At 65.4% G+C, this 9844-nt stretch carries 11 protein-coding genes; 8 read left to right on the forward strand and 3 right to left on the reverse strand.

The genetic code is table 11. The features are described 5' to 3' along the window. The first annotated feature begins 36 nt into the window (after positions 1 to 36). From RMO81_RS01885 to tatC, 3 genes are read left to right on the forward strand one after another with little or no spacing between them, the layout of a single operon-like run. Positions 37 to 279 carry a twin-arginine translocase TatA/TatE family subunit gene (locus RMO81_RS01885; RefSeq protein WP_310474030.1) on the forward strand — a complete coding sequence of 81 codons (243 nt, stop codon included), beginning with the start codon at positions 37 to 39 and terminating at the stop codon, positions 277 to 279. Positions 280 to 318: 39 nt separating this feature from the next. Further along, positions 319 to 762 carry a Sec-independent protein translocase protein TatB gene (tatB, locus tag RMO81_RS01890; RefSeq protein WP_310474031.1) on the forward strand — a complete coding sequence of 148 codons (444 nt, stop codon included), beginning with the start codon at positions 319 to 321 and terminating at the stop codon, positions 760 to 762. Further along, positions 759 to 1565, forward strand: coding sequence for a twin-arginine translocase subunit TatC (gene tatC, locus RMO81_RS01895; RefSeq protein ID WP_310474032.1), 807 nt, complete (start codon positions 759 to 761; stop codon positions 1563 to 1565). The genes tatB and tatC overlap by 4 nt, the downstream gene beginning before the upstream one ends. Here tatC and RMO81_RS01900 read toward each other — a convergent pair. Beyond that, entirely contained in the window at positions 1562 to 1696 is a 135-nt protein-coding gene (locus tag RMO81_RS01900; protein ID WP_310474033.1) for an entericidin A/B family lipoprotein, read from the reverse strand. The two genes, tatC and RMO81_RS01900, sit on opposite strands and share 4 nt — an antisense overlap. A 115-nt stretch (positions 1697 to 1811) precedes the next feature. Between RMO81_RS01900 and RMO81_RS01905 the strand changes: the two genes are divergently transcribed. From RMO81_RS01905 to RMO81_RS01925, 5 genes are all read left to right on the forward strand, one after another. Beyond that, entirely contained in the window at positions 1812 to 4535 is a 2724-nt protein-coding gene (locus RMO81_RS01905; protein WP_310474034.1) for a bifunctional [glutamine synthetase] adenylyltransferase/[glutamine synthetase]-adenylyl-L-tyrosine phosphorylase, read from the forward strand. An 8-nt stretch (positions 4536 to 4543) separates the two neighbouring features. Continuing rightward, positions 4544 to 5002, forward strand: a complete 459-nt coding sequence (locus RMO81_RS01910) for a peroxiredoxin (protein ID WP_310474040.1) — start codon at positions 4544 to 4546, stop codon at positions 5000 to 5002. Positions 5003 to 5441: 439 nt separating this feature from the next. Next, positions 5442 to 6509, forward strand: a complete 1068-nt coding sequence (locus tag RMO81_RS01915) for a M23 family metallopeptidase (protein WP_310474035.1) — start codon at positions 5442 to 5444, stop codon at positions 6507 to 6509. A gap of 47 nt (positions 6510 to 6556) precedes the next feature. Beyond that, the gene (locus RMO81_RS01920) at positions 6557 to 6889 is read left to right on the forward strand and encodes an iron-sulfur cluster assembly accessory protein (RefSeq protein WP_310474036.1); all 333 of its coding nucleotides are present in this window, start codon (positions 6557 to 6559) and stop codon (positions 6887 to 6889) included. 386 nt (positions 6890 to 7275) lie between these two features. Further along, a complete protein-coding gene (locus RMO81_RS01925) occupies positions 7276 to 7899 on the forward strand; it encodes an HAD-IA family hydrolase (protein ID WP_310474037.1) in 624 nt (207 codons plus the stop codon). On the opposite strand, the gene RMO81_RS01930 is transcribed toward RMO81_RS01925, so the two are convergent. Both RMO81_RS01930 and RMO81_RS01935 read right to left on the reverse strand, forming a co-directional pair. Beyond that, the gene (locus RMO81_RS01930) at positions 7900 to 9102 is read right to left on the reverse strand and encodes an acyl-CoA dehydrogenase family protein (RefSeq protein WP_310474038.1); all 1203 of its coding nucleotides are present in this window, start codon (positions 9100 to 9102) and stop codon (positions 7900 to 7902) included. Continuing rightward, positions 9099 to 9844, reverse strand: a 746-nt coding sequence (locus tag RMO81_RS01935; RefSeq protein WP_310474039.1) for a phosphotransferase family protein, incomplete at its 5' end; no start/stop codon positions are given. The genes RMO81_RS01930 and RMO81_RS01935, both read right to left, overlap by 4 nt.

The raw sequence follows: 9844 nt of genomic DNA on the forward strand, positions 1-9844 counted from the left end.
GCGGATAGTTCCGCGCAACGGTAAGGGTCTCACATCATGGGTTCGTTCAGCCTCACGCATTGGCTGGTGGTCATCCTGGTCATCGTGCTGCTGTTTGGCCGTGGCCGCATTTCCGATCTGATGGGTGATTTTGCCAAGGGCATCAACAGCTTCAAGAAGGGGCTGAACGATGATGCCGCCCCTGGCAACCCGGCTGCGCCCCCCTCTTTGCAGAACCCGCAGGTGACGCAGAACCCGCAAACTCCAGCCAAATCCCCGGTTGAAGACGCGCGCGGCTGACCCTTGAACAGGGGCTGAGGCCCGCCGCAGGGTTGTGCCATGTTTGGTATTGATTCGTCTGAACTGATGCTCATTGCGCTGGTGGCCCTGCTGGTCATCGGCCCGAAAGACCTGCCCAAGGCAATGCGCTGGGTGGGCCAATGGGTGGGCAAGGCCCGCGCCATGAGCCGGCATCTGCGCACCGGTTTCGATTCGATGATGCGCGAAGCCGAACTGGAAGAAATGCAGAAATTGTGGGCGCAGCAGAACGACGCCATCATGAAGGCCACGGCGCTGCCGGAAAACATGCTGCCAGATTTGTCCGGGCCCCATATTTCTGAATCAGTGCCGGCCGAACCTGCCTATGAAGCATGGCCGGCGCCGCCCCCCGAAGCTGCCGCCGAAGCTGCCGCCGAAGCTGTAGTAGACGCTCCGCCCGTGAAAAAGCCCCGCAAGCCGCGTGCAAAAAAGCCTGCTGCCGCTCCTGAAGGCGAACAGGCGTGAGCGAAGAGATCGACCGCAGCGACATCGACGCCAGCAAGGCGCCGTTGCTCGATCATCTGATCGAACTGCGTGGCCGCCTGCTGCGCTGCGTGGTCTATTTCGTCATCGCCTTTGCGGCGTCGTTCAGCCAGGCGGGCAAGATTTTCGATTTCCTGGTGCAGCCGCTGGTCGATGCCTCGGGCAACGGCGCGCGGCTGATTTACACCAAGCTTTATGAGGCGTTTTTCACCGAAATCCGCGTCGCGGCCTTTGCCGGCATCTGCATCGCGTTTCCGTTGATCGCCAACGAACTGTGGCGTTTTGTGGCGCCCGGCCTCTACAAAAAGGAACAAAAGGCGCTGCTGCCGTTCCTGTTGGCCACCCCGGTGTTGTTCACCTGCGGCGCGGCGCTGGCCTATTATGGCGTGATGCCAGCGGCGTTCCGTTTTTTCCTCAGCTTCCAGCAAATGGGCGGCGCCGGCGGCATCAACCGCGAGGCGCTGCCGGCGATGGGCGAATATCTCGATCTGGTGATGAGCCTGATCCTGGCCTTTGGCGTCGCCTTCCTGCTGCCGGTGCTGCTGATGCTGCTGGAACGCGCCGGGATCATCAACCGCAAGCAGCTCATCGCCGGGCGCCGCTATGCCGTGGTGGCGGCGTTTGTGGCCGCCGCCGTGCTCACCCCGCCTGATCTGTGGAGCCAGGTGGCGCTCGCCATCCCGCTGATGTTGCTCTACGAAATCTCGATCATCGGCATCTGGTTCACGGAAAAGCGCCGCGCCAAGGTGGCGGCTGCTGAAACTGCGAAGGAAACCGCGGCTTAGTCCTTGGACGCACCCGCCGATTTGTCGATCGCACCGCCCACGCTCTTGATGTCGCGGCCAGCACCCTGGATCGTGTTGCACGCGGCAAGCATCGTCAACAATACCAGCAGGGCCAAAGGCTTTGCAGTCATGATCTCGCTCTCCTGTTGAACTTGTCGGCCTGATTGCCGTCCGGCCGCTTGCTGGCGGCTGAACGGGCTGGCATCAGAGCGTATGAAGTTTGCCTTGCCTGCTGTCACGCCGTCAATGGCCCCGCCGCCTGATCTGGCGCTGTTGCTGCCGGCTGGCCTGTCGCCCGAACTCACCAATGCCGCTGTGGCCGCCTGGGCCGAGGCGCCGTTTCTGAAGGGGCTGATCCGTGGCCGGCCTGGCACACTGGCGCTGCTGGCGGCGCAGGGCCCCGATGCCGCCGTGGCCGCTGCACTGGCGCTGGCAGGCGACGACAGCCAGCCGATCATGCCGCGCCTGCGTACCGCCCGGCGTGATGTGGCGCTGGTGGTGGCGCTCGCCGATCTGGCGGGCCTGTGGCCGCTGGAGCAGGTGACCGCCGCGCTGTCGGATTTCAACGATCGCGCCATCGATGCAGCGATCGCCGCCGCGCTGGCCGAACGCGGCGCGCCCAATCGCGGCGTGGTCGCGCTGGCGCTGGGCAAGCTGGGCAGCCGCGAGTTGAACTACAGCAGCGATGCCGATCTCATTTTTCTGCACGATCCCGCCTTGGTTCCGTGCCGGGGCAGTGAAGATCCCGGCGAAGCTGCCGTCCGCATCGTGCGCCGCGCGGTCGCCATCCTCAATGATCTGACGCCCGATGGCTATGTCGCCCGCATCGATCTGCGCCTGCGCCCTGCAGCTGAAATCACGCCGATGTCGATCAGCCTGGCGGCGGCGGAACATTATTACCAATCCGAAGCGCTGACCTGGGAACGGGTCGCCTTCATCCGGGCTCGCGCCGTCGGCGGCGATGTCGCCATGGGCCGCGATTTCCTCGCCCACATCCGCCCGTTCGTGTGGCGGCGCAGCCTGGATTACACGGCGGTGCGCGACATCCAGTCGGTATCATTGCGCATCCGCGATCATTTCGAAGGCGGCCAGACCAACGGCCCCGGCTTTGACCTCAAGCGCGGCCACGGCGGCATCCGCGAAGTGGAGTTTTTTGCCCAGATCAACCAGCTGATCTGGGGCGGGCGCGATCCCGAACTGCGCTGCCCGGCAACGCTGGATGGGCTGGCGGCGCTGGCCACGGCCGGCCATATCCCCGCCGCCGAAGCCGTGCAGCTGGCCGCCAGCTACCGGAGCCTGCGCACGCTGGAACACCGGTTGCAGATGCGCCGCGACGAGCAGACCCACGCCATCCCGCGCCTGATCGCCGATCGTCAGGCGGTGGCCCGGCTGTGCGGGCTGAAGGATGCAAAGGCGCTCGAATCCCTGCTGAAATCCATCACCGAACCGGTGGCGGCCGCCTATGATCGCCTGATCCGTGCCGCCATGCCCGAAGCAACGACCGTGCCGGCTGATCCGAAACCGTGGTTGAAACAGCATTATGCCGGCCTGGTGAAACTGCTGCCGCCGCTGATCGCCAGCTGGCGGCAGGGCAAGTATCGTGCCCTGCGCAGCGAATCGGCGCGGGCTGATTTCGAAGCGGTGCTGCCCGGTCTGATCGAAAGGCTGGCCGCCGCCGCCGATCCGGCCACGGCGGCCCATCGCCTTGATGGCCTGCTTGCCGCGTTGCCGGCCGGGGCGCAGTTCCTGGCGCTGTTGCGCGCCAATCCGCGCCTTGTCGGGCTGCTCGGCAACCTGGTGGGCATCACGCCGGTGCTGGCGCAAGCGCTGGCCCGCGATCCGGCGCTGTTCGATGTCATGCTGTCGCCCGATGCCTTTGCGCCGTTGCCCGACGCCGACGCGCTGACCGGGCAGCTCGCCAGCCTGTGCCAGGGCGCGCAAGGGCTGGAGGACAGGCTGGACCGGGTGCGGCGGTGGACAGCCGAAGTGCGGTTTCAGCTGGGCGCGCAGCTGATCGAAGGCCATGCCGGCGCGCTGGCGGTGGGGCGCAGCCTGGCCGATCTTGCCGATGCCGCCGTGCGCATCCTGTTGCCGGCGGTGGCGACCGAATTTGCGGTGAACCACGGCCAGGTGCCTGGCGGCGAATTGCTGGTGCTGGCGCTGGGCCGGCACGGTGGCCGGGCGATGACCCACGCTTCTGATCTTGATCTGGTCTTCCTGTTCACCGGCCATCACGAAACCCTGTCGGGTGGTGCCAAACCCGTGCCGGCCAGCCAATATTTCAACCGGCTGGCGGCGCGGCTGGTCACCGCGCTATCGGTGCCAACGGCGGCCGGCGCGCTTTATGAGGTCGATACGCGGCTGCGGCCGTGGGGCGCAAAGGGCAATCTGGCGCTTTCGATCGACAGTTTCGCCCGCTACCAGCACGAGGAAGCGGAAAGCTGGGAGCATATGGCGCTCACTCGCGCCCGCATCGTCGCCGGGCCGGCGGAGCAGGCCGCCGCCGTGATCCGTGATGTGCTTGCCCGCCCGCGCGACGTCCCGTCACTGCGTGCGGCCGTGCTGCAGATGCGCGCCGACATGGCTGCCGCCAAGAAGCCGCAAGGCCGGTTCGACGTGAAGCTGGCGCCGGGCGGCCTGGTTGATCTGGAATTCCTCGTGCATTTCCGCCAGCTCGCCAGTGGGCGCGGCCTGCATCCCGAATTGCCGGCGGCGCTGGCCGAACTGATTGCCGCCGGCGAACTGCCCGCCGAACTGGCCCAGGCCCATGATGTGCTGGCGCGCTGCCTGATCTGGCTGCGGCTGTTGTTTGCCGGCGCGCGCGTGCCCGATACCCTGCCCGAACCGGTCGCCGCCATCCTTGCCCATGCCCTGGGTGCGGCAAATTTCACTGGCCTGGTGGAGCAACTGGCCATCGCCAGAGAGCAGGTGCGCGTGGCACGGGCAGAGATCTTCAGCACAGGAGAATGATCGTGAGCATGCCAGAACCCGGAACCGCCGCCCCCGCCTTTACCATGGAAGGCGACACTGGCCCCATCAGCCTGGCCGATTTCACGGCCAAGAAACTGGTGCTCTATTTCTACCCCAAGGATGATACGCCGGGCTGCACCAACGAGGGCAAGGATTTCTCCGCCCTGCAGGGCGATTTCGCGGCGGCGGATACCGTGGTCGTCGGCGTTTCGCGTGACAGCGTTGCCAGCCACGCCAAGTTCCGCGCCAAATATGGCCTGACCGTGCTGCTTGGCAGCGATCCGGGCGCGGTGACCGAAGCCTATGGCACGTGGGTGGAAAAATCCATGTACGGCAAGAAATACATGGGGATCGAGCGCGCCACTTTCCTGATTGGCCGCGATGGCACGGTGGCGCAAATATGGGGCAAGGTGAAAGTGCCGGGCCATGCCGCAGCGGTGCTGGACGCCGCCCGCGCGCTGGCCTGAACCCGCCTGATCTGGTTACGCAGCGCCACCCTTACGAAACACATGAAAATGTCGGCGGCGATCGGATGCTGGTGGGCACAGGGGAATGCCCGATCATCCTGATTCGCCGCCGACGCCCTCGCGCAGCAATGCGCCAACCGGGGCCCATCCGGCGGATCAAACTGCTGCCACAAGCGTAGATACGGCGCCGCCGACCGAAAGTTTCACGGTAATGGCACGCAACGGTCACATTTCATCGCCCGCGCTGAACGGTTGGCCGCTCTGGGCCAATTGCCCGGTTGTTCGCGCCGGCCCCGGCTGCTTTGTTAACGGTGTCAGTCGGGTTCACCGGCGGCAAAAGGGGACAGTGGTTTTGATGGGTTCTGACACTGGAAGTTGATTCCGGTGCCTGCTCCCGCCTTTCCTGCTGATCCTGCCTGACGAAGGGTCGCACTGGGTCATGCAATTTCTGAACGGCAAGATAATGGCAGTGCTGGGCCTGATGGCCTTTGCCGCTGCTGTTCCTGCCGCAGCAAATCCTGCCTCAGCCAGCGATGGCTTTGCAGCCGTTTCCCCCGCGCTGGTTTCCCCCGCGCTGGTTTCCACCCATCTCGCCGTATCCGCGATGATGCCGGACGACCGCGCCACCAATCAGGCCAGCAGTGTCGCCGATGCCCGCCACGAATTCCTGTCGGCTCTCACCAACGAACGCACCAATGCAGCCACTCTGGCCCGCATGCTGCCGCGCGCCGGCCAGCCGGTCGCCGCGCTGATTGGTGCCGCCCCGGCCGGCATGCCACGCGCCGAAGCCGTGCTGCGCCGCCTTGGCCTCAATCCGGACCGCTTCCTGGCCGATCGCTCTTTGACTGATCGCTTTCTGGCTGGCCGCACCGGCCTTGGCGGCCCGTTCATCACCGCCACTGATCCGCAAGTGCGCGATCTGCAGGCCGATGCCGCCCGCCGCGCCGCCGTCATCGCCACGTTTGCCCGCATCCCGGCCTTCCTGCCGGTCAATCACATGAGCCAATCGTCGGATTTCGGCTATCGTTCCGATCCGTTCCACGGCGGCGGTGCCTTCCACGCCGGTATCGACATGACCGGCAAGACCGGCGATGCCATCCACGCCGCTGCCGATGGCGTTGTCGTGCGCGCCGGCTGGTGGGCCGGTTATGGCAAGGTCGTGGTTGTCGATCACGGCAATGGCCTGGAAACCCGCTATGGCCACATGAGCCGCTTCCACGTGAAGGAAGGCGATGTTGTTCGCCAGGGCGAAGTCATTGGCGGCATGGGCTCGACCGGCCGTTCCACCGGCACCCACCTGCACTTCGAAGTTCGCCTTGATGGCCGCGCTCTCGATCCGCAGCCCTTCCTCGATCTCGCCAGCTATGGCGTCAGCGCCCCGGCCCGTTCACGCATTACCGTGATCGCGCCCGCCGATCTCGCCAGCAACGAGCCGTTTGCGCCGCTGGCCAGCGACGACATGGTGATGGCCGGTGGCCGCAGCTGGAAAATGCGTTCGGGCCGCTGATCCACGCGCCGGTTGCAGCTTGCCCGCCTGACGCTTACATTGGGGTCATGGAAAGCCTGCCCCGCCTCTCCCCCGCCGCTGCAAAGCGTGTTGCCGTGATCGCGGCCCGCCAGGGCAAGCCCGGCCTGATGCTCCGCCTCGCCGTCGATGGCGGCGGCTGCGCCGGCTTCCAATATCGCTTCGGCCTTGAAGCCGCCCCGGCCGATGGCGACACCATCGTTGAAACCGACGGCATCACCATGCTGGTCGATCCCGATTCGCTGCCCTTCCTCGAAGGCGCCGAAGTCGATTTTGTCGAGAAGATCGGCGCTGCAGCGTTCGAGGTGAAGAACCCGCAGGCGGCGTCGGGCTGCGGCTGCGGGTCGAGTTTCTCCATCTAAGGCAGCAAGTAGGGCCTCCGGCGGGCAGGGTCGCAGACCTGCGCACCCGTTTGTTTTCGGGCAGCCTTCGATCAAAAGCCACGGTCATGCTGGCGCAGGCCAGCATCCATGCTCAGCCTGTCCTACACCGGCAATTGCTGGCAATGATGGGCATCGGTTGCAACCGATGCTCTTTCAAATCGCGATCAAAAAACGATCGAAACCAGCCAAATCTGTGACCTTTGTGACCTTTGGGCAGCGGAATGACTGCGAAGACGGGTGGAAAAACCCGAAACGAACGGGTGCAGGGTCCTCGACCCTGCCCGCCGGAGGCTTCCCTTGTTCTTTTCTCTGGTGAACGCCGAGCCGGCCACGCGTAAAGATGGTCCATCAACAAGGAACCAGCCATGGCCATCGCAGCGGTGATTTTCGATTTCGGCGGGGTGATCACGTCGTCGCCGTTTGAGGCCTTTGCCCGGTATGAGGCGCAGCGCGGTCTGCCGCATGGCTTCATCCGCACGGTCAATGCCACCAATCCCGACAGCAATGCCTGGGCGCGGCTGGAGCGCAGCGAGATCAGCACCAGCGCGTTCGATGCCGAATTTCGGGCCGAAGCGATGGCATTGGGCCATGATGTGCCGGGCGGCGCGGTGTTGCCGTTGCTGGCCGGCGATGTGCGGCCGGGGATGGTGGCGGCGCTGCGGGCCTGCAAGGCGGCATTCAAGACCGGCTGCATCACCAACAATGTGGCGAGTGAAGAGGATATTGGCTGGGGGCCGAGTGTGAAGCATATCCTGGCCGAGTTCGACCATGTCATCGAGAGCGCCAAGGTCGGCCTGCGCAAGCCTGATCCGCGCATTTATCTGATGATGTGCGAAGCGTTGGGCGTGGCGGCGGCGGACTGTGTCTATCTTGATGATCTGGGCATCAACTGCAAGCCGGCCGCGGCGCTGGGCATGACGGCAATCAAGGTAACCGGCGAGGCCCAGGCCCTCGCCGATCTCGCTGCCGCAACCGGTTTGCGATTCTGATTACCAACCCACCGGATCGGTAAACGCGCTGCCCGTCCGTTCCAGCTGGGTGGCGATGGCAAATTTATGCACTTCAGTCGGGCCGTCGTAGAGGCGGAACGGCCGCATATCGCGGAAGATCATTTCCACCACGGTTTCCGATGTCACCCCGATGCCGCCCAGGATCTGCACACAGCGATCGGTGACCTTGAACAGATCTTCCGACACGCTGGCTTTCACGATCGAACTTTCGTGGCGGGCGCGCACGCCTTGATCGAGCATCCAGGCGACGTGGCGGATGGCGAGACGGGCCTGATGCAGGGCGATTTCATTGTCGGCCAGCATGAAGTTGACGCCTTGGTGGGCAAGCAGCGGCTTGCCGAACGCGGTGCGCACCCGGGCGTGTTCCAGCGCGATATGCTGGCAGCGCGCCGCCGCGCCGAGCCAGCGCATGCAGTGGGTGAGGCGGGCCGGGGCGAGGCGCATCTGGGCATAGCGGAAGGCCGAACCGATCTCGCCGAGCAGGTGCGACGGGCCCAGCCGCAGCCCTTCGAAGCGGACGACGCAATGGCCTTCGACATAGTTGCGGTCCATCGAGTCCATGACGCGCTCGATCTGGATGCCCGGTGTTTCGCCTTCGCACAGGAACAGGGTGGGGCCGTGGGCGCCGTGGGCGTTGGGCTCGACATTGCCCATGATGATCCAGGTTTTCGCGCCATTGGCCCCGGTGATCAGCCATTTCAGGCCGGAGATCTCATAATCGTTGCCGTTGAACACGGCGGTGGTTTTCAGTTGGCCGGGGTCGCTGCCGGCACCATCGGGCTCGGTCATGGCGAACACGCTGCGGCGATCGCCGCTGACCATGGGGGCAAGGAACTGCTTCACCTGATCGGGCCGGGCGATGCGCGAAAGCAGATACATATTGCCTTCGTCCGGCGCGGCGCAGTTCATGGCGACCGGGCCCAGCGTCGACCAGCCGGCGGCTTCGAACACCGCGGCTTGCGTCGCGTGATCGAATCCCATTCCGCCCAGTTCGGTGGGTGCTTGCGGGGTGAGCAGGCCCTCGGCCTTGGCCAGCGCCACCAGTTCGGCGCGCAAGGCATCGGTGGGGCCATGCTGGGTCAGGCGCGGGTCGCGTTCGAAGGGGATGATCTTGTCGATCACGAATTGGCGGGTGCGGCGGGCCAGCGCCTTGGTCTCTTCGGGCAGGGTGAAATCGGTCACAAGGCGCCTTTCTGGTACTGGTTTTCGGCGTGGGCGATAATCGCCAGCGCCAATGTCTCGAACCCCTGATAGCGCGTGCCGTCCATCTCGCCGCGCTGCCATTTTCGGTAAAGCTGCATCCACGCCACCGCCAGCCGCAAACGGGCAAGTGCGATGGGCCACACGAGGTTGCCGGGGTCGTGGCCGCTGATGGCCTGATAGCGCGCCGCCACCGCCGCCCGGCTTGGCCAACCCGGCGTGAGCGAGGGCACGGCCAGCAGCGGCTTCACATCATCGGGGTCGCCGGGCTCGATCCAGTAGGACAGCAGGATGGCCAGATCAAAGCCGCGTGGGCCGCGCGTGGCCATGTCCCAATCGATCATGGCGCGCGGTTGGCAGGTGGCGGGATCGACGAGCAGATTGTCGGGCTTCAGATCCATGTGCAGCAGCACTGGCGCGCCGGCTTCGGGCGGCACGGCAGCGGCCAGCGCGGTAATCAGGGCGGCCACGTGTTCCGGCAGGCCGTCGGGCCACACCGCGTCGGCACGGAGCCTCCAACCCTTCAGCTGGCGGGCATGAAAGCCCTCCGGTTTGCCAAGGTCTCCCAGACCGACCGCTGCCGGATCGAGCGCATGCAGGGCCGCCATGGCCTGCAAAGTGGTTTCGACCAGCGCCAGCCCGTCGCCGGCCTCTGGGGGCAATGTGCCGGCGATCGCCACACCGCAGCGCCGTTCGATGATCTGAAACTTGGTGCCCAGCACCG

This window comes from Sandarakinorhabdus sp., assembly GCF_031422795.1.
Classification (GTDB): Bacteria; Pseudomonadota; Alphaproteobacteria; order Sphingomonadales; family Sphingomonadaceae; genus Sandarakinorhabdus.